Here is a 20,646-nt window from a genome sequence, read left to right on the forward strand (position 1 = left end):
GGCTCTTTTTATTGCATATTACGGCGCAAAACTAATTTGACCAGTAAACAATAGGATAATTGCGATTATCCAAAATATAAAAAATGATGAGGACAGTATGAATGAAAGAATTGCAATTCCCTTCTTCTCGTTTTTTTCATCATCGTAATGATAGAAAGTATGATTCCTGCAACTGTCAAGGCGACTGTAATATAATCTCCCACTATATTACCTGCATTCGCTATCCTTGTTGGTGTAATAAAAACGAATAGAAAACATAAAACGCCGATGAGTAAAGATATATAACTTATCATACTGTACCTCTTTTTAAGAACTATTTCAGTTTTCATGCTAACCCACCCCTTCTCTATAGCTATGAGTTCATATTAGCACTAATAACCATAATTTGGTTATACAAAAAAAATAGATGCAGCGGAAATTTCCACTGCACCTGTTTTTATTTAATAAATAAACCTGCTATTTCCTCTTTGTTATTATAAGTTATAATAAATGTCCGTTGCTCCTTACTATATTTCGCTACAAGAATAACAATGTATAAACCATCTTTTTCTTCAATCGATTTTTTCTCAATTTTTTCGAACGTACCGGCTTTCTCTATTACAGGTGTAAGATCTTTCATTTTTTCTTCTGGTAATCCCGCTTTCATTTTACTATCAAATTTTTCATGCACTTCTTTATACTTCGCTTCATTTAATAATGATACGATTTCTTCCGCCTTTGGAATAAACTTTTTTGACGTACTTTCATCTACTTTATTACCGGTACATGCTGCGAGCGCGAACGCCGCAATGACACTTATAATAATAAGTAACATTCTTCTCATTTTCATACACCCCTTCTTTTTAAAATGAAACTATAACTAAAAACAAGTAAAGCACAAATTGCTAATGAAACTTCTGACATAATGATCCCGTTTTTCCCTTGTACATATAGCGATATAATGACAGCTAATGCATTTGCAGTCCCATGGATGAGAATTGCATATACAACATAACGAAATTTCTTTTGGACGACAGCTTGCAATAAAATGAAGGAAAGCCCAATATGCAATACCATCGCGAAGATGCGCTCAATACCGGCGAAATAGTAACTGTCACCATTTTGAATGGCTGTTTGTGACAATAATAGAGATATTACCGGAATGCCAACTATCAACACTGCTTCAATACCACCATGCCCTGTTCCAAATAAAAAACCAGACTGCCAATCTCGTTGCTTCATAAAATAACGCATTGCGATAAAACGAGCTATCTCTTCAAATATTCCAGCTGATAAACTAAGCAAAAGTGCAAATAGTACAGGCTGCATAACAGAAAACATTTGAAAACCTGTGCTAGTTCCATTTACATAATTCAGTAATGGTATGCGAATCAATATTTGTGATACAACAAAAGCCAATATACCTAACATATATGGAATAGAGCGTTTCTTCCAGACAGCATATAAAAGTGCTACAAGCGGTAAACCAAAGCTAATCATTGTTGTAAAAATAAGACCATTCATCTCGCTTCACCTCTTACTTGAAGTGTATAAAAACGAGTGAAAAAAGTATGTAGTTCTTTCCTATTCGGTTACATTTTCATCATAGATGGTCATTTTATCTCTTTTAATATAAATGTTTGCTTGAAATACGGACTTACATAAGTTGTTTCTAACGTCGCATTATTTGTTTTATTCATGATCCGTTTTAACGAGAATAACCCGTATCCTCTAGCTGCTTTTTTACTTGAATAGTTTCTCTCATAAATTTTTTGCAAATCAATTGCTTCACCCTTTGAACTATTGCGCACGATAAAATATTGTCGTGAATCCATTTCAAAAAATGCAATTTGCAATATCTTTTCCTCACTATGTACCGCTTCTTCAATTGCATTATCTACTAAAACTGAAATGATGCGAATAAATGAAATGATTTTCATTGAAACACTTTCAATGTTCTCTGGTATATCGAGCATTACTTTTATTTGTTGCTGCTGGGCATTGCCGACTTTCGCCCTTAATACACTTCTCACTTCAGGAATATGTATGCGAGATAATTTCGCAATATCAAGTTCATGATCATTTATTGTTTTTAATGTAGGTGCTATAACGTCATAGTACACTTGCTCAATTTCTTTCACATTTTTTGTACGTATACCCTCTTCTAACGATAGTAATACGTTCATATAATCATGACGGAAACTAGCGAGCTCATCGTGCATATCTTCTAATTTCTCTACATAATCTAATAACTCTTTATCTAAACGTTTTTCATGCTCTTCTCGTAACTTTTCTTTTGATAAGTGTGAGCTTATTAGCACAATGATTAGTAATAATAAAAATATAATAATCGCTGAAATATAACTTACTTCACTGTATTGTTGATTTAATTGTGCTAAAAACTCAGTTGATGGCTGAGTTAAAATTAGTTCAATAATAAATCCGGCAATTAATAATATATAAGTTACATAGTATAGCGGACTACCGACTATATATTGAGCAATTTTTTGGATTCTTTTACGGGCTACAAAAATACCGATAACAGTAAGTGTCGATACGATAAGATGAATTATGCTACCCGTCCATAAATATAAATTGAATGGCGTTAACATAAAGATTTTCATTCCTAAATCCAAAAGTAACATTTTTACTAACGTTATAATCACCATGCTCACTAGTGCAAAATATACATTATGCTTAAGTTTTAGTTCATTTTGCATTAGTCCTAAACTTATTAAAAATAACACAATCGTACTATTCAATTCTGGATATCTCGTTACTGTTACGACAATCGCAAGTAAAATAATGAATACCGCACTTAAAGCTATTAACATTCTATATGACAATCTATTATACCGGATTAATTGAATGTACAAAAACGTATGGCTCATACTAGTAAGCAGTATTGCAAATAAATCATAAATATACATTACATCTCACCCTTTAATATGTTACGTACTTTACTCACTAAACGACGTGATACTGGAATGCGTTTCCCGCTTTTTAAAACTATCATTTTCTGCTTCGCATCATAAGAAGACATTTGCTTCGTATTCACGATATATGATTGATGACATCGAAATAAACGTTCATCTATTAATTCAATTTCTTTTAAAGTCCCGTAAAAATAAACAATTCGATCTAACGTCACTAATGCTACACGATGCGGTTCATCGGTCATAACATATTCAACTTCATGAAAAGGAACCCGTACAGTGGCATTACTATTTTCAACGATAAAGTCATCGGACGGAATAATATGCTTATTTCTCGCTTCATATTGGAGTAAACATTGTTCAAAAACTTTACACCTCTCCTCGTATGGCAACCCTTTATCAATAAAAGTTAAAGCTGATACCATGTATTGATATGAAATAGGTGCAAATTCAGAATGCGTCGTTACAAACACAATAATTCCTTGCGTATCATACTTTCGTATTTCTTGCGCCACTTGTAAACCTTTACGCTCTTCTCTTTTTATCTCTATATCTAAAAAATAGATTGGGACATACTTCGCCTTTGGAATGTTAGTAATGATGTTTTCACTTTTACTAGTCACCTCTATGAAATCAAAAGGCAACATATATTTCTCACAAATCTCTTCAACTAACCGCTTCATTTGCTGCGCCTGTATGACATCGTCTTCTAAAATGAAAATACTCATGTGATCACTCGCTTTATTAAAATCTTTTTATCTATAAATTTATCTATATCTATACAATTCAAATTGTTATACTAATCTCCTTCCTAAGAATTAAAATAATTAATTTGCTATTACATAGAGAAACCTCAACTATTCAAACACAAAGTTGAGGTTTTCTTCAAATCATTCTATAACTAAATCCGCCCGATCCTTCGGTAATTCCGTTTCTAAGTAATAATCCTCTGCTTTCCAATACCTATTTTGAAACTTCGAAAGTTTCTTTTGGGTCTCTTCGCTTTCTCGCAGAAACCGTGTCTCTCTTGGACAATCTAAATACACCATATAATGAAAGAAATCTCTCCATTCTTTTCGTTGTAAAAAAACACCTTCAATTACAATTACACCTACTATGGGGATCTGTACTTTTTTCATTTCGCATGAATCTGCCACATCATGATAGAACGGTAAATTCAGTTTTGTTTCAGTTTGTAACTTTTGAAAAAACTTCTGCCGAAGCCACTCGATATCCCATTGTAAATAATAATACTCATACCATTCTTCATATCCTGTATCATATCGTTTATTACGCTCTACTATATGATCATCAATATGAAAAATATGAAACGGAATACTTTCTTGTTTCATATTTTTCTTTAAGTTTGTTACAAATGTTGTTTTTCCTGATCGGCTTAAGCCATCTATACCTAAAATGAACCTATTTTCTTTATGCTTCTTCATAACATTTATAATTTCACTCGTACTCATTATTTCTTCCACTCTTCTTTTAATAACGAATATAAAATCGTATCATGCGCAACTCCATTTTGAATCATATGTTTTCGAAGTAATCCTTCTTCTTGAAATCCTGCTTTATTTAATAATTTTTGAGAAGCTTTATTTTCTACATATACAACAGCAGCAATTCTCGTAAGTTGCAATGTTTCAAACCCGTAAGCTAAAATCGCCTGTAACGCTTCCGTTGCGTACCCTTGTCCCCAATATGTATCGTCTAATTCATAACCAATTTCAGCTCGCTTATGATGCTTGTTTATTAAATGAAATCCACAAGTTCCAATTAATTGGCCCGTGCCCTTTTTCTCAATTCCCCAGCGAAATACACTTCCCTCTTCATAACGATTTTTAAACGTTTGAATCGTTGTTTTCGCTTGCTCAATATTTTCAAAAGAATCCATTCCGAAATAACGTATAACAGATTCTTTTGAAAAATAACGGAACATCGTTTCTGCATCTAACAGTGTTAGTTCTCTTAATACTAAACGTTCTGTTTCTAGTTTCGGAAACCCCATAGCTTTTTCTCCTTCTATTCTAATGAACTGCAAATTTCAATATAATTCCCATCTGGATCGGCAATGTATGCAATTGTTTGTCCCCACGGTTTCACAATTGGTTCAACTAAAACCTTAATACCTTGTCCTCTAAATTGCTCAATCGTTTCTTGTACATTTTCGACAACGAATCCTAATTCGAAATGAGAAGATTGTAACTCGCCTTCTGTAAGTGGTAGTCCTGTTAATTCTTTCACATCTTGCCTCGTGTTCATCGCTAATATTGTATCTCCAGTATTAAATTCAATATATGTACCATGCTCTGCTTTTATAGGTAACTGTAAAATATCTTTATAAAACCTTACACATTCTTCAAACTTTTCTACATATAAAATTATGTACTTCATTTTTAAATTCATTTTACATCCCCCTTTATATCCATCCCTAAAATTTCGACAAAAGTCTCATAAAAACCTTGTTCCTTATAGTAACGAGCACAAAAAAATGAGGCCGATTTCTCGGCCCCCCAGCTTATTGGCATAAAACAGGAGATTTGGTTTGGACATAACCAGTTCGTACCCTTATTATATTTTATTTTTTCTGAATTTTAAATACATTAAACACCTATTTATATTGAGAAAGTTTTTTTGCTTGCATAAAATTAATGAGTTTAAGAAATGCTACAAATGGAGGTGTATACATATGGAACCAATGCTATGTCCAAGCTGTAAAACGAACCGTACTCGCTTTAATATTCTTGAACAACAAGTAAAACCAGTCAAGTTAAATCCACAAACTGGTCAAGTAGAAGAAGAATACACAAATGAAAATATGAATGCTTTTCATATGGCCTATCAAGGACCAACATATAGAGTCCAATGCGCTGTATGCGGACTTGTTGAAAACCCAGAGCAATTTATTAAACCTGCGCAAAATCAGTCTTTTTCTTAAACATTTTTATTACCCCCTACCGATTTTTTGTAGGGGATTTTTCGATTTAATATGTTAATCAAAAAATGTTTTTCTTCCTTATTATAAGTTACACCTCACACCTTTTTATCCATCTTTTATTTTTTGATTTTTAATATAAATCGTTTTTTCTTCTTTTATTATTTCGGGGATGTGTGTTGGTAAATGTAAATTCCGCACCTTCATATAGAATTTTATTATGTAAAAAATAACGAGTAAAAATACAATTATTTAAAAACAAAAGAAGTTAATCCCGATATTTCCCTTACAAAATCAACTTCTTTTTATTTCTACTTCTTATTATAATATTTCACTTTTTAACTTCTTAATTTTCCAAGTGAGTCTTATAAAGAAGTATATCCACATACAACCTGTAAGACCCGTCATAGCTTTCGCCCACATTGGCACTCTTGATTCCATCGGGCTTATAAATAGATTGTACATTGATGGTAATATAGTTGCTAACATAATAACAAAGAATACTAATAACTGATTTAGTTTTTGTATCCTCGTCTCCTTTTCCGAGTAAATATCAGGCAATTCATTTACTTCTTCTACTTCTTTACAAAAATAATTCCAGCTTGTGAAACTTGTTACGCGTTTCCAACCTGACATTTCGTATATTTCGAAATACTCTTGTCGTTGTTCTTTCGAATCTCTATAAACCAATCTAAAATCAGCTTTGTATATTACATCTTTTGGCTCAGTTTTCTTAAACGTATACATTACATTATATTTTTGTAATGCCCAACCTTGTTGATGCATCTTTCGTAAAAAAGCTTCTTCTTTTTCTAAATTCCATGCCGTAAAAAACTTAAATACCCTTTTTGTCTCCATCTTCCATTCACTCCCCTAATATACTATTTCCATTCCTTACAGATCTCTGCAACCTGTTATACTCTAGCTCTAATACTTCTCTACCAAGTGACGTTAACTCATAGCATTTCTTTCTATCTGTAGAGGCAACTTCAACAATTAATTTCTCTTTTAATAACTTCGTCGTATTGCCATATAAAGTACCAGGACCGAGTTTTACTTCCCCATTTGTCATCTCTTCTACCATTTGCATGATCCCATATCCATGCATTGGTTTCACTAGTGATAACAATATGTAATATGTCGCCTCTGTTAATGGAATATATTTTTTCGCTTTCGTATTCATTATAATCACCTCCGATACATCGCTTTCTGATATATCGTGTTGCGATATATCGTATACCGATATTATATATTCACATTTCAAAATATGCAACTATAATTTAATAATCGGATATTTATTTCTTTGAATTGAAAAATCATATCAATTTTCTGAATAATTCGTTAAAATATAGAAATATCCGTTTATATTTTGAAAGGAATGATACATATGATAAATAAATTAAAAGAAAATATAGGATCCGTTTTTGTCGGTAAAGAAAATGTTATTGATTTATTACTTGTTTCTTTGCTTGCTGACGGGCATGTACTGCTTGAGGATGTGCCTGGTACGGGGAAAACGTTACTAGCGAAAACACTTTCAAAAAGTATTGGTGGTAATTTTTCTCGCGTCCAATTGACACCGGATGTACTTCCGAGTGATATAACAGGTATTGAATATTTTAATCCGAAAACGAGCGAATTCGAGTTAAGACTTGGACCAGTCATGACCAATATTTTACTTGCGGATGAAATTAACCGCGCTATGCCTAGAACACAGTCTAGTTTATTAGAATCGATGGAAGAACGACAAGTAACGCTTGAAAAGCAATCTACTCCTCTTCCGAAACCGTTCTTTGTTATTGCAACGCAAAATCCAATTGAATCACAAGGAACGTTTCCTCTACCAGATGCACAGCTTGATCGTTTTTTTATGACAATTTCTATAGGTTATCCGGAACCTGAAGATGAGTTGAAAATGATGCGTCGTTTTCGTAACGATACACCGTCAGAAAGCGTCAAGTCTGTTATTTCTTTAGAAGACATTTTAGAAGCACAGAAACGAGTAAAAGAAATTTTCGTATCAGAACCGTTAGAACATTACATTATTAAACTTGCTCACGCTACAAGAAATCATGATTACATCGCTAACGGTGTAAGTCCACGTGCCACACTTGCTTTAGTGCGTGCTGTTCAAGCACTTGCCTTTTTACGTGGGAGAGAGTATTGCACGCCTGAAGATATACAATTTTTAGTTCCTTCTGTTTGGAATCACCGCATTGTCTTATCAATGGAAGGCGCATTACGTACGACAAAAAATGAAATTATGCAGAGGATTTTAAAAGAAGTTGACGTACCAGTGGAGATTGAGCAAGCATGAATGGACAGCGCGTTGTAACTGTACCGTTATTTTTCCAACTCCATATTATTCAACTAACTGTCCCAGGCGCTATACTATTTACATTTTTCATGCCGCAACGAATTATTATGTTTCTCTTTTTCATCTACTATTTATTTGCGATTTTCATTTATAAATATGTCGCTTACATAGAGAAAAAGTTTCAAGTGATAAACGAGAAACAAATAACTCGGTTATTCCCTAATGAATCTGGACAGTTTTTCATTCATTTAAAAAATGGAGCAAATATACCACTCGTTAACGGTGTTTGTTATTTTCATTTAAATCCGTCCCTACTACCACAAAAAGATCAAGGGATTGAACAAATATCGAAAACGTTATTTTCTTTCCCGTTTTCACAACCTGCATGTTCAGCGCAAAAATGGGATTTAACATTAACCGCAACGAAACGTGGTGTGTTTCAAATTGAACAATTCGAATGTGTCTTAAAAGATCCTTTTCATCTTTTAACTGTACATTTACCCATTTATGATAAATTACGAACTGAAATTATTGTGTACCCTTCTCCTAAGAAAGTAGCAGGTTTGCAAGAACTTCAGCAACTTCTAACAGGATCTTATCGAACGAATTTTTCTTTTTACAATGATGAAACATCTATTATCGGTGTTAAACGATATGAGCGTGAATCTTTTCGTTCTATTCATTGGAAAGCATCTGCTAAAATGCAGACATTACAGGCGAAGCAATATGAACCTGTTAAAAATTATAGTTGGACAATTTGTCTTTCATTAGCTGCTGATCGCGGATTTGGTTGGAAAGATAATATTGAAGACCTTATTTCATTTGCAACATACATCTGTCAATACGCAACAAAGCATCAAATACCGTTTGAATTATTTATTAGTGTATTAGCTGAAGGTGGTCCTCTGCATTTACCGCTAAATGAAGGGCAAACACATTACGGAATATCTTTAGAGGAATTAGCGCGTATTTCAGATGATAGTACGTTACTTCCGAAACAAGGGTTCCTTCATTATGTAGAGAGAAAAAGGGTACAATCATCCAAAATGATATACATTGGTTTACAGAGAAATGAACTCCCTCTTCTCTCACAACCTACGTTTCTCATCACTAACGAAGGGATGGTGGAAAAGCTTGAAAACTTGGCTCTATCACGTTAATGACTTTATTCTGCTGCTCCTCCTTTCGTTATTAACGGAAAGAGATGAACTTGTTGCTATTACTATATTTTTAGCAACAGACTATATGGGAGTATTGCTTATCTATAAACTAATGAAGAAAAAAACACCAGGTTTTGTCATACTGTTAATGACTCAAATAATCGGTTGTTCTATCTTTCTCCCTTTCTCGCTATTTAGCACAATTATGTTACCGCTTTTCTTCTTTATCGTACATGTAGTCGGGCCTGGATATCCAGTTCAAAAATCGTTAGGCGGCATCGTTTGGTTTGGTATTTCAGCTATATTTCATGCGCCCTTTCCACCTTTATGGAAACTGTCACTATTAGTTTTACACATTATGATTACATTTTGGTTAACCGGGGCAAATCGTAATCAACAGTTATTACGTTTCGCTTCTATTATTACAATTGTTGTAATGAGTACCATACTTGTTCTAGTTTTCCCTTTTATTCGTCTTATTTTTAGTTTTATGACAGAAGTAGTCGCATTAGGGGTCGGTTATGTTATAAATCCATTTCTCATAGCAGCTGAATTGAAAGATACTGAAGGGGTTTGGGCAAGTAAAGGGCATCTCTTAAAACCACAAATTGCAGATGGGAAAACACCTCCTGATTTTGATCCACCCCTTATAAATAGCATGACCATAATAGCCTGTGCTGCCATTGCTATTTACGTCGTATGGAAAATATTAAAAAAACGAAAACAATTCAGTTTACCAAATATGCCTGTCTTCGAATCTACTATCATTACTGATAAAGAAGGAGTGAGCCAAAAACGTTTGAAGCGAAACAAACCGCCGCATAACGAAATTCGAAAAGAAATTTTCAAACTTGAAAGTAAGTTAGCTCCTCCTTTGAATAGAAAACGAGGAGAAACTGTTGAAGCATGGTTAGGACGAATAAATAGTGAAGAAAATGTAAATATTGAGAGTCGTATTGTTATAGATGCTTATAATATAGTGCGTTATTCAAATGAGGAAAACACCGTACTGTTACATGAATTTAAGGAAGAGATTCAAAAACTCTATGCATATCAGAAGAGTTTGAAGAAAAGAAAGAAATAACACAACAAAAAGACTCCTATTTTCATAGGAGTCTTTTTCTACTTCTACGTTACTTTTTAAATTGAAGCATTCTTCCCTGCCTCGATTTCTAATGACTCTTCATGCCACCAAAGTGTTTCTTCAGGGTCTTCTTTCGCAATTTGATGTGCTTCTTTTTTCGTTTCTACTGTAGGATATGAACCTTTTAGCGCACGTCCTGATGTTGTAACGAATAATACACTAAATACGACTAATCCAATAATACTTACACCCGCTAAATAAAATGCCGGTGCTAGCGGGTTACCAGTCGCATGAACTAAGTATGAACATACGAGCGGCGTTGTTCCACCGAATATAGATACAGAAATATTAAATGAGATCGAAAGTGCTCGATAACGTACATCGGTGAAAAAGAGTGATGGTAATAACGAAGGTAATGTTCCTTCATATACACTTAGGAAGAATCCTAATACGAAAATACCTGCAAATATAGCTGCAATATGCCCGTTACCTATTAGTAAAAATGCTGGGATTGCAAATATAGTTAAACCGAGTAAACCAATTTGCACGACGCGTTTATTACCAATTTTATCACTTAATTTACCGAAATATAGTGCTAGTGGAATCATAAGTGCCATCGTAATAGAAATAATTAATAAGCCAGTTGTTTCTTCGACTTTAAGTACTTGAGTTAGATAAGAAGGAATATACGAAAGAATCATATAATTCGTAATATTAAAGAAGGCGACAATTACTGTGCTTAATAAGAAGTCTTTTTTGTGATATTTCATAATATCCATAAATGAAAATTGTTCATTGTCTTCAGATTCCTCTTGTGCTTTTTCCATCTCTTCAAAGATGGGAGATTCATCTAAATGACGGCGTAAATATAAACCGACCAAGCCAATTGGTGCAGCTACTAAGAAAGGAATACGCCAGCCCCAGCTGAGCATTTGTTCATCTGTTAACAATAACGTCAAAATGGTAACAATTACCGATGCAGCAATGTAACCTGAGAGTGTTCCAATTTCAAGACCACTACCGAGTATACCACGCTTTTTATCTGGAGAAGATTCTGCGATATAAACCATTGCACCTGAATATTCGCCGCCTGTAGAGAAGCCTTGAATCATTCGGGCAACTAAAAGTAGTATTGGTGCCCATACACCAATTTGTTCATAGGTTGGTAGTAATGCGATGAATAATGTAGAAAGTGCCATTAAAATAATAGTAGTACTTAACACGATTTTTCGGCCGTACTTATCTCCTATTCTACCAAAGAATACACCTCCGATTGGTCGAACGAGAAAGGCTGCTGCAAATGTACCGAATGTAAGTACAAGTTGCAATCCACTATTATCAACACCTGAGAAGAATAATTGACTTAAGATAACCGCTAAATACGCGTATAATCCGAAGTCAAACCACTCCATTGCATTCCCTATACCAGTAGCAACTACTGCTTTCCTGGCTTGTTTAGGATTGACAATATTAACGTCTTGAGGTTCAAAATTTAAATCATTATTTTGTTGCATATAATTAAACAGCTCCTTTTTTAATTTAACTTCTTTAAGCACACCTTCTCTTATTGAATAAAATTAATCCGAAGCACTTAAGGAAAAGCAACGTCTCCTTTTCTGTTATTATTATTTCACATAATTAATTATTTGTCCAATTAAATGCTCTTTTTGTATAAATTTACACCCTATTTAACTTTTCATAAAATGAAGTTAAGGCTATATAATATATACCTTTACACTAAAAATGAACCATTCATTTTTTTATATTTATAACGTTTCTATAATCGCTTCCTCTAACTTAGAAATCAGTAACTTTTACTTAAGATTTGCATATATTTAAAAAGTGAACTCATTAGCTCGCATTCTGTTTTATTACATTTAACTATAATATTATTATAGTTTTAAAGGAGGCTATTTTATGTTGGAAATAATACTTGTAGTTGCTACTGTTTCTTTTCTCTTAATTATTTCTGGATTTTTCATTATCTTAAAACAATATAAAGAAATTAAAAATATAAAGACTATATTAACTACAAAAAAAGAAAATGAGAAAACTTCCCCCGAAAACTCCATCCCTTTGCAATTAGACCTTAGTGTTCTCAATAATTTACTCGCTTCTGGAATCAATAAAAACTCTAATTCAAGTAATGAAAATTGTGAGTCTGATAAAAACAAATGATTGTTATGCTTATACCAAAAAGAAAATATATCTCCTATTTTATCAAATCTTATTAACAACTACCTCTGATTAAAAAGGAGGCTGCTTATGTGTAAAAATTCAATTTCTATTATTATCCCCATACAACATAAAATAAAAAATTTACCTAGAATTTTGGAAGCATGTAAACAACTACAGCCTTTAGAAATTATCCTTACTATTAACGGATATACTCAGGATTCAATTGAGAGTGCAGATTCCTACAATTGTGAAATTATTCCACTAGAAGAACCGATAGAATCTACTAATCTTTATGTAATTGGCGCAAAAAAAGCAAAGGGGCAGTACCTCTTATTTTTAGATGAAAATTACATGATTGACTCCTTCTCACTTATACAATTTCTTCAACCATTACGAAATGGATCGGCTGACGTCGTATTAAATAATTTAGATGAATTTTTTTATCAAAAACAACAGCCCCATTTAGCAATGATTTGGCAACAAGTTACAAATCATTTTTTTCATCACCCGGATTTAAATATTAACTCCTTATTATTCCCTCCCTATGCAATGACAAAAGAAGTACTTGAGGTAATTAATCCAGATAATTTATCAAATCCAATATTGGCCCAAATGAAAATTATTAAACATAAATTTCGAATTTGCGATCAATTCAACATTTCTATCCCTCAAGTTCCCTCTTTTCCTTCAACTCAACTCATTCATTATCATCTTGAAGCCATTGCAAATTGGCTCAATATAGAGCAAAATCCAAGAGGAAACTTTACCGACAATAATCGAAAGCGTGATATTATTTTAGGGCTTCAAAACGGGGAACAAAAATCCATTCCAAAAATAATTACAGGTAAAGAGTTTTATTCGAATACTTATGGAGAGCAACAATTATCAGTTATCATCCCTGTTCAAAATGAAGAAAAAACGATAGAATCTGTCATTTTTGAGGTACAGAAATTAAAACCTTTTGAAATTATCGTTATTGTTAATGGATCAACAGATAAAACAGAGGAATTGGCTAAGGGTTGCGGTGCAACAGTTATTAGTTACGAAGAAGCACTTGGAAATGATACAGGACGTGCTGTTGGTGCCTTTTTTGCCAAAGGTGACATATTATTATTTATAGATGGAGATTTCTTAATTTCTAGTTATGAATTATTACCATTTGTACAATCTATTCAAAATGGCACGGACTTAGCTTTAAATAAACTAGAGTACTACTATAAGTATCGTCTCCCCTATTCTATCGTCACCGCATGTAAATATGCTGTCAACTTAGCATGTAATCGAAAAGATTTAGGTATGGGATCCACAATTGCTGTCCCTCATGCTTTTAGTCGAAAATGCATTCATACAATTGGATTTGATTCACTTCTTTCACCAACCTTAAGTCAAGTGAAAACAATTTTAGCAGGCTTTCATGTACAAAATATCCATTCTGTCGACGTTGATAAATTGAATCGTGTTCGACCAGAAAAACACTTCACTGAGAAAGGTTCCCTTTCATTAGCAACACAACAAATCATTGGTGATCATATAGAAGCAATTTCTTATCTCATCGAACATAAAAGAGGTAAAGAGTGCTTTTAATTATACATCCTGTCTACTAAATAATATATTATCTCATTTTTAATATATGACAGAATAAAAAAGATGGGTTGTAACCATCTTTTTTATTTTTACATTAGATCAAAAGAAAAGTAGCAGGTAGGCTTTTCATTTCTGTATCTTTCTTAAGAAGTTTGAAAAGAGAGGCTTGTTAATGAAGAGTCAACACTTAAATCATCTTTTAGTACAATTGAGAAACATGCAACTAATGGTAAAGTAATAACAATTGATCCACTAGGACTAATTACAATAGTAGGACTTGTCCCACATGTGCCTCCACAATCGACTACTGCATCAATTCCACTACCAGGGGTAATTGTAATTTTAAGACACACATCTAAACAAACATTATTCGTAGTACATGCCATAACTCTCCCTCCTTTCTTTTAACAATATATGCAATTTATTGAATTCGGACACGACTCTCCTACTAAATTTTATAAAATAGATGCTATTTTACTATTCGTTTTATAGGTAATTAACGTTTGATTAAACTATCTAAATCCAAAAAAACTCATATCATCTTTTACTGAAATAGAAATACATGCGATAAAGTGAAACTTTAATCAGTGGGGGTTTTCTTCATCCCCCATTGATTTAAAGTGGGATAAATGGTATTACATTAAAATCAGATGAAAATTCATCATCGCATCTTACAAATATTTCTGCCCCGCCATTTGGATAAACTTTAGTTTCTAAACAAATATTAAAACAACTTTTATTGATGCAAGACAAGGCATTCCCTCCTTTCTTGTACCTAACATTAATTTATATAGACATAAAAATATCGTTACTTCTTTATTTACTCTTCACCTTATATACTTAAAATAAAGTGAAATAAAAAAAGTAAAAACCTCTTCATGTATTTGAAGAAGTTTTCACTTACAGCTGAACCAAAAGAGTAACTTTTTTAGAATTTTGTTTTCATCCCAATATTCAACTTACACTCTATCCGTTGCTATTTCACCCTTATTAGTAAAGTAGCTTCCAAATTAAAATAAATCTTTAAAATCCCTATTCTTCAGTAAATAAGAAAGCCCTTCTACATGATCGCCGGTAATTCTCAATACAGCTGGTGGATGTCCTACTGTTGCAAAGTGTTCATTTGGACGAATACGATTTGGTTTCATTACATCTACAAAATGGACACATTCGACTTTATACCCTTCTAATATTGCCTTTACTTGTGCAACACACGCTGTGTGAAGAGTGTCCCACCCGATTCCCTCTAAACATTTTCTACTAATAGCATGGGGAACAGCAATTGTAGATCCTACCCCTAAATCTTTACGGTTACAAGCAATATTCAACATATATTTATATAAATTTACAATATATAGAGGAAATCTAAGATTTAAATTTAAATCGTTTAAAACCATATCAACACCATCCGCAACAGCCTGTGTTAACGGATGAAGATCTTTTGCTGGAATAGCAAAATCAGCATCAATAAAGAGAAGTATATCCCCTGTGGCTTCTTGTGCACCAATTGCCCGTCCTACATCATGCCCTACTCTTTCTTCATAAACAATTACTGTTGCCCCTGATTGCTTAGCGATTACTTCTGTCTGATCTGTTGACCCATTAATGACAACAATTATTTCTTTCGGTTCAATTTTTCTTGCCTCAAGGATAACTTCTTTAATTGTCGCTTCTTCATTTTGTGCTGGTATAACAATTGATAACTGTTTTCCATTATAAATTGATGAATTCATACCCCATCCTTTATAGAAACGTGAATAACTCTTTTGTTTTTTTAGTTGCTCTATAATGTCTCTTTTTCTTCCTCCATCTGTATAGTTCCCTCTATTATCTTTTCGTTGTAACCAACTTTCCAAAGCTTTTACATTCTCTTTAATCTCACATACTTCTAATTTAGTTAATTCATTTTTATAGAAAGAGGTTTTGTTTGCGGGTATATTATTCAAGGAGGTGTTAGTGATAGCTGACGAGGATTGTAGTCGCCACCCTTTCTCAATAAGAGTTATTTGAGATAGAACCGGGGTTTGCAAAGTGTCATATCCAATGTCTTCAATTGCTTTTTTTATAATGGCATATGGCATAGATAACATCGAATCATATTTTAAATCCATACGTCCCAATACATCGTTTACTATTTTTCTATACACCATAGCAATACTTGGCCATTCCACACTTATCTTTTCAAAACATACGGAGTCTATGTTATTTAAGATTACATCCTGTTCCTTTTTTAGTATCGGTTCTAAAAATCGTTCTAGTTCTACCGAAAAGATAACATCTTCTCCATCTAAAAATAAGACTACATCTCCATTGGCGATTTTCGCCCCATGAACAGGTGCTTTCCGTTTATTTTTCTCTTCTATAACAATAACGTTACTTTCAACAAATGTAGGTATAGCTTGTATTGCACTCATTCTATCATCAGCCACAATAATAATTTCTAGTGGTTTTATATGCTGCACTTTGTTTAAAATTTGATTCAATTTCGATTTTTCTTCTCCTAAAACTATAACGACTGACAGCCCCACTTCTTTTTGTTCTTCTTTTATAATTTGGTTAGGCTTTACTTTTTTTATATATTCAATTGTTTCACTCTTACCTACAGCTGCATGCCCTGCTTTTTTATCGAAATATAAGTCTATTACAATTTGATTTATTTCCGTATCTTTATCCAGTTGTTCTAATTCAGAAATGAATGGTAGTAAATGATTTTGCACATCAAATTCACATGTAAAATTTTGCAAAAAATAAATATTCGGTACATATTTAATGTTATTAAAAAATTTCACAACATTAATTCTTTCCCCAAATTTCTCCTCAACTTCTTCTCTTGATAAACCTGGATAAGACAAATCGAAAACTAGATTTATTGGTACAGGTATCCATTTTAATAAATTTGTTTGAGGATTATTAATTAAAGCTGTGGAGCCCTTAACGAATCCAGCTAAAATTAAAGACATAAACCCTCCCCCGGAACTACCATAAAACAACACATTTTTCGAATCAATTTTTAACTTTGTAAATAATATTTTTAAAATATTTGCTATATCTTGCAAGTAAAATCTATCTAACTTCCCTTGTCCCCAACCTAAAGACAATTTTCCAAGATATAATGTAGGATCATTATAATATATAACAGTATCTTCAAATTCATCCATCCATGAATGCCGATGAAAAATAGGTGGACCAATTGGCTGTTCTTGAAATCCACCTGCTCCGGATCCAAAAACAATAGTATTAGAAGCATTAGGCTTAATACGAATTAAAAATTCATACGTTACTTTATCCCAATCAATCTTGAGTATAAACGGTTCTGTAGTTTGAAAATCCATTTGCCATAATTCTTCATATGAAATGTTAATTTTCTTGTACTGGTCTAACAGTTTAATCACCCTTTCCATCTATTTTGAGATGTTCTATTAAGTAAGAGAGAGCTTCAACGTGATCTCCAATTATTCTTAATACTGCTGGAGGATGTCCATTGTGACTTACATTCTCCATTAAACGTATTCTATTCGGTTTTACAACATCAACGTAATGTACACATTCTACTCTATACCCTTGTAATATAGCTTTTACTTGTGCAAGACTAGGGCATAGTAAACTTTCCCACCCTATTGCATCTAAGCATGATCTACTCATAGCATGTGGAATGGCTACTAATGAGCCATTACTTAATTCTGGTCGATTATATGCTAAATTAAGCATATATTTTACGACGTCTACAACATAAAACGGAGGATGTAACATCGGATTCAAATCATTTAATGCGATGTCTACACCAGCTGAAACTGCTTTTGTAAAGTGATGCAAATTACTTCCTGAAACGCTAAAATCACCATCAATAAATAAAAGAATATCTCCTGTAGCTTCAAGCGCTCCAATAGCACGTCCAACATTATGACCAAGTCGTTCGTTATATTCAATAATAGTAGCACCAAGTCTTTTAGCGATACTGGCCGTTTGATCTGTCGAACCATTTACAACGACAATTATTTCTAGCGGTTCTATTTTTCTTGTCTCAAGTATTACTTGTTCTATAGTCTCTTCTTCATTTTGCACTGGTATAATGACAGAAAGTTGTTTCCCGTCATAAATTGAAGAATGCATTCCCCAACCTCGGTGATAAAAAGGATATTGCTTGCTTTTACCTAATCTTTGAATAATATCTCTTCTTTTTCCTGCATCAGTAAACCCTACTCTTCTTCCCTTTTTCTCTATCCATTTAGAAATACCGATTAAATATTTTTCCACTTTCTCTTTTTCATTCTCTAACAATTCTTTTTTAACTAAATACCCTTCTTCTTGTAACGTCTCATCTCTAGATAACGTTTTTATTGCATATTGATCGTTAATCCGCCAGCCCTGATTCACTATGTTCATATGAGCTAGAACGATATTTTTCATATAATCTAAGCCGATATTTACCACTACTTCTTTCGTAAGTGCATATGGTAATGAAAGTATTGAATTACTTTTTAAATCTGGTCGACTTAAAATTTCATTTAATATTTTTCTCCAAACAATATCCATATTTGGACATTTACCAACTTCTACAAATTTATCTATTTTGTTTAATACTACATCAGCCTGATTTGTAACAACTGGTTCAATAAATTTCTTCATCTCATTTGTAGATAATGAAAAATTACTATCTACAAATAACAAAACATCTCCTTTTGCTGCCTTTACAGAAGCTTCATACCCATCATAATACGTACTATATTTATCCATCAAAACAATATGGCATTTATGTTTCTTTGCTATTTCATACAAATTACTTCTATCGTTAGGAACGAAAATTATAATTTCAAGAGGATTTAGCTTCCATATAGATTGAATTGACTCTTCTAATATTTGCTCTCTTTCACTATACAAAATAATAACCGTTAACGATTTCATTACACGCCCCCTTTACACATCATGTGACATAAAATATTAAGTATTACCATTTCCTATGAATTTGCTACTTTATTAACATATTCAAAAGTGAATTATACTGTGTAAAAACAACCGTCTATTTTTGAAAATATAAGTTCTGCACTTACCTCCTTCCTCTTATCATTGTTTGTTACAACTCTCACCATAAAAAGCAAAAAAAAGTCCTAATTTCTTTAGGACTCTTTTAAATAAATTTATCAATATTATTAATTTTATATACTACCTTTTTCCATGTTATACCGCGATCTTTTGTAGTAAATATTTCTTTTTTATTACACGCCCAACCTTTACGCCGATTAAAAAAATGTAAACAAAATACATTTTTTAATAATGGATTACTTGATACTTTAATCCATTTTGCTCCTTTTTTTATTATTTGGTATACACTTCCATTTTCACTATTTATAACCCAGCCATAATAGGAACTAAAAAACGAAACAGCCACTTTACTCGTATTTATTGTTTTATTTGAAATATGCCATGAATTCCCTTTATCAAATGAGTAATTCATTAAAAATACATCATCATTCATTTTAGTTGGTATTACTAATAAGTTATTTTTATAGATTGCTTTATAAGCCATAGTAGTCTCATTATTAATTCCTTCAAGACTTGGAATATCTTTTATAGGATGCCAACTTTCCCCACCATTTATTGTTTTAAATACCGTTGATGTTTCATAATGTTTTTGTAGTGAAATAAACCCAATTAGATCATTTATAAATGTTATCCCTGAAATACTATCACGAATACTTATATTTTTTATTACTTTCCAATCTTTCCCTTTCGTTTTCAAATAGTATAAATTATGTTCAAATTTATTTGATGCAAGCTTTCTAGATAGTACAATCCATATACTATCCATATTCGTGGCATGCAATTGCACTTGAACATCAGTCGATTTCTCCCACTCTTCTTCAATTGGTAATATAAACTCACTCCATTTCTCTCCTCTATTAACTGTATAAAATATAGCTGGCAATAAATCGTCATTCGTTTTTGTTAAACCATATGCCCAAGAGCTTCGAGCGTTTATTGGATATGCAAATAATATAATTGAATTAAGAGGATTGACAACATCCCATTCTACTCCTCCGTTTCGAGTATATAAGATGGCTTGCTTTTCATTTGTATATTGAATACCAGCCCAACCATATTTATCCGTTCTCATTTGTAAAGAAGTAAATTGAATATCATTATTTTCCAATATATCACCTCATTCTTATTATTTATATATTCGTATGCTATTATTTTCAAAACGTTCTATCATTAGTTATTAGTACCAATCGTTTATCTACTATCTTTATATTTACTTTCTCTTTTCTTCAAAAGTAAATATCATTCAATCATGTATCAAATCTAATAAAATCCATTCTAATTCTTGCTATTATTATTTAAAAACAACTGGATTTTATAAAGTGAAACTTTAATCAGTGGGGATTTTCTTCATCCCCCACTGATTATCATCCCTCACCAATCGGACTTTTAGGGGCAGCCCGACCCCCACCTAAATTCTTTGCTTTCGC

General features: G+C 32.6%; 20 protein-coding genes and 1 pseudogene. 6 read left to right on the top strand and 15 right to left on the bottom strand.

Annotated features, from left to right (window positions below):
* Positions 1–18: 18 nt before the first annotated feature.
* From COL05_RS11125 to COL05_RS11160, 8 genes and pseudogenes are all read right to left on the bottom strand, one after another.
* Positions 19–329 (bottom strand): annotated as a pseudogene (locus tag COL05_RS11125) (hypothetical protein).
* A gap of 107 nt (positions 330–436) precedes the next feature.
* Complete coding sequence (locus tag COL05_RS11130; RefSeq protein WP_098668646.1) at positions 437–823, bottom strand: DUF3887 domain-containing protein; 387 nt, start codon at positions 821–823, stop codon at positions 437–439.
* A gap of 2 nt (positions 824–825) precedes the next feature.
* Entirely contained in the window at positions 826–1,503 is a 678-nt protein-coding gene (locus COL05_RS11135; RefSeq protein ID WP_098668647.1) for a YhfC family glutamic-type intramembrane protease, read from the bottom strand.
* An 89-nt stretch (positions 1,504–1,592) separates the two neighbouring features.
* A complete protein-coding gene (locus COL05_RS11140) occupies positions 1,593–2,909 on the bottom strand; it encodes a GHKL domain-containing protein (RefSeq protein WP_098668648.1) in 1,317 nt (438 codons plus the stop codon).
* Positions 2,909–3,643, bottom strand: coding sequence for a LytR/AlgR family response regulator transcription factor (locus COL05_RS11145; RefSeq protein WP_098668649.1), 735 nt, complete (start codon positions 3,641–3,643; stop codon positions 2,909–2,911). Before COL05_RS11145 ends, COL05_RS11140 begins: the two co-directional genes overlap by 1 nt.
* Positions 3,644–3,805: 162 nt before the next feature.
* The gene (locus tag COL05_RS11150; RefSeq protein WP_098668650.1) at positions 3,806–4,387 is read right to left on the bottom strand and encodes a kinase; all 582 of its coding nucleotides are present in this window, start codon (positions 4,385–4,387) and stop codon (positions 3,806–3,808) included.
* A complete protein-coding gene (locus COL05_RS11155; RefSeq protein WP_098668651.1) occupies positions 4,387–4,929 on the bottom strand; it encodes a GNAT family N-acetyltransferase in 543 nt (180 codons plus the stop codon). The genes COL05_RS11150 and COL05_RS11155 overlap by 1 nt, the downstream gene beginning before the upstream one ends.
* 14 nt (positions 4,930–4,943) lie before the next feature.
* Entirely contained in the window at positions 4,944–5,327 is a 384-nt protein-coding gene (locus tag COL05_RS11160; protein ID WP_098668652.1) for a VOC family protein, read from the bottom strand.
* Between the two features lie 283 nt (positions 5,328–5,610).
* Here COL05_RS11160 and COL05_RS11165 point away from each other — a divergent pair, with 283 nt between their 5' ends.
* On the top strand, positions 5,611–5,859 hold the full coding sequence (locus COL05_RS11165; RefSeq protein WP_000433607.1) for a hypothetical protein: 249 nt from the start codon (positions 5,611–5,613) through the stop codon (positions 5,857–5,859).
* 318 nt (positions 5,860–6,177) lie between these two features.
* Here COL05_RS11165 and COL05_RS11170 read toward each other — a convergent pair whose 3' ends face one another.
* Entirely contained in the window at positions 6,178–6,714 is a 537-nt protein-coding gene (locus COL05_RS11170; protein ID WP_087955877.1) for a DUF2812 domain-containing protein, read from the bottom strand.
* A 7-nt stretch (positions 6,715–6,721) separates the two neighbouring features.
* Positions 6,722–7,039, bottom strand: coding sequence for a PadR family transcriptional regulator (locus tag COL05_RS11175; RefSeq protein ID WP_098668653.1), 318 nt, complete (start codon positions 7,037–7,039; stop codon positions 6,722–6,724).
* A gap of 204 nt (positions 7,040–7,243) precedes the next feature.
* Between COL05_RS11175 and COL05_RS11180 the strand changes: the two genes are divergently transcribed.
* The 3 genes from COL05_RS11180 to COL05_RS11190 are packed head-to-tail and all read left to right on the top strand — an operon-like array spanning position 7,244 to position 10,417.
* On the top strand, positions 7,244–8,173 hold the full coding sequence (locus COL05_RS11180) for an AAA family ATPase (RefSeq protein ID WP_098668654.1): 930 nt from the start codon (positions 7,244–7,246) through the stop codon (positions 8,171–8,173).
* Positions 8,170–9,333, top strand: a complete 1,164-nt coding sequence (locus COL05_RS11185; protein ID WP_098668655.1) for a DUF58 domain-containing protein — start codon at positions 8,170–8,172, stop codon at positions 9,331–9,333. Before COL05_RS11180 ends, COL05_RS11185 begins: the two co-directional genes overlap by 4 nt.
* On the top strand, positions 9,308–10,417 hold the full coding sequence (locus COL05_RS11190; RefSeq protein ID WP_098668656.1) for a DUF4018 domain-containing protein: 1,110 nt from the start codon (positions 9,308–9,310) through the stop codon (positions 10,415–10,417). The genes COL05_RS11185 and COL05_RS11190 overlap by 26 nt, the downstream gene beginning before the upstream one ends.
* Before the next feature lie 56 nt (positions 10,418–10,473).
* On the opposite strand, the gene COL05_RS11195 is transcribed toward COL05_RS11190, so the two are convergent.
* Positions 10,474–11,931 carry an MFS transporter gene (locus COL05_RS11195; RefSeq protein WP_098068300.1) on the bottom strand — a complete coding sequence of 486 codons (1,458 nt, stop codon included), beginning with the start codon at positions 11,929–11,931 and terminating at the stop codon, positions 10,474–10,476.
* 403 nt (positions 11,932–12,334) lie between these two features.
* On the opposite strand from COL05_RS11195, the gene COL05_RS11200 reads away from it, so the two are divergent.
* Together COL05_RS11200 and COL05_RS11205 are read left to right on the top strand one after the other, a co-directional pair.
* Complete coding sequence (locus COL05_RS11200) at positions 12,335–12,595, top strand: hypothetical protein (RefSeq protein WP_098049166.1); 261 nt, start codon at positions 12,335–12,337, stop codon at positions 12,593–12,595.
* Positions 12,596–12,682: 87 nt separating this feature from the next.
* Positions 12,683–14,179, top strand: coding sequence for a glycosyltransferase (locus tag COL05_RS11205; protein WP_098668657.1), 1,497 nt, complete (start codon positions 12,683–12,685; stop codon positions 14,177–14,179).
* Positions 14,180–14,322: 143 nt separating this feature from the next.
* On the opposite strand, the gene COL05_RS11210 is transcribed toward COL05_RS11205, so the two are convergent.
* The 4 genes from COL05_RS11210 to COL05_RS11230 all read right to left on the bottom strand — a co-directional run bounded on the left by COL05_RS11210 (position 14,323) and on the right by COL05_RS11230 (position 20,327).
* Positions 14,323–14,565: a hypothetical protein gene (locus COL05_RS11210; RefSeq protein ID WP_098668658.1), complete on the bottom strand. Its 243-nt coding sequence runs from the start codon at positions 14,563–14,565 to the stop codon at positions 14,323–14,325.
* A gap of 624 nt (positions 14,566–15,189) precedes the next feature.
* A complete protein-coding gene (locus tag COL05_RS11220; protein WP_142337435.1) occupies positions 15,190–17,511 on the bottom strand; it encodes a glycosyltransferase in 2,322 nt (773 codons plus the stop codon).
* A 52-nt stretch (positions 17,512–17,563) separates the two neighbouring features.
* The gene (locus tag COL05_RS11225) at positions 17,564–19,081 is read right to left on the bottom strand and encodes a glycosyltransferase family 2 protein (RefSeq protein WP_098668659.1); all 1,518 of its coding nucleotides are present in this window, start codon (positions 19,079–19,081) and stop codon (positions 17,564–17,566) included.
* Positions 19,082–19,304: 223 nt separating this feature from the next.
* Positions 19,305–20,327, bottom strand: a complete 1,023-nt coding sequence (locus tag COL05_RS11230) for a hypothetical protein (RefSeq protein ID WP_098668660.1) — start codon at positions 20,325–20,327, stop codon at positions 19,305–19,307.
* Between the last annotated feature and the right edge of the window lie 319 nt (positions 20,328–20,646).

It is taken from the genome of Bacillus sp. AFS059628 (assembly GCF_002571225.1).
Lineage (GTDB): Bacteria > Bacillota > Bacilli > Bacillales > Bacillaceae_G > Bacillus_A.